This window comes from [Mycobacterium] manitobense (assembly GCF_025821665.1).
Lineage (GTDB): Bacteria > Actinomycetota > Actinomycetes > Mycobacteriales > Mycobacteriaceae > Mycobacterium > Mycobacterium arseniciresistens.
Map to the genome: position 1 here is coordinate 1 of NZ_JACKSJ010000261.1, position 455 is coordinate 455.

Sequence of the window (455 nt, forward strand, 5' to 3'; positions counted from 1 at the left end):
TGGCCATCGCCTGGGAGGCCGGCGTGGAGCTGACGCTGGCCGATTTCACCCGGGTCGGCAAGAAGGTCCCCCACCTCGCCGATGTGAAGCCGTTCGGCGCCTACGTCATGAAGCATGTCGACGAGATCGGTGGCGTGCCGGTGGTCATGCGTGCGCTGCTGGATGCCGGTCTGCTGCACGGCGATTGCCTGACCGTCACCGGTGAGACGATGGCCGAGAACCTGGCCCACATCGAGCCGCCGGACCCGGACGGCAAGGTGCTGCGGGCGATGAACAACCCGATCCACCCGACCGGCGGGATCACCATCCTGCACGGTTCGCTCGCCCCGGAGGGTGCGGTGGTCAAGTCCGCCGGCTTCGACTCGGATGTCTTCGAGGGCACCGCACGGGTTTTCGAGCGTGAGCGGGCGGCGCTGGATGCGCTGGAGGACGGCACCATCACCCACGGCGACGTC

At 68.4% G+C, this 455-nt stretch carries 1 protein-coding gene; it reads left to right on the forward strand.

Features of this window, described 5'->3' with window-relative positions:
• A partial coding sequence (locus tag H7I41_RS29180) for a dihydroxy-acid dehydratase domain-containing protein (protein WP_264016146.1) occupies positions 1 to 455 on the forward strand: 455 nt, incomplete at both ends.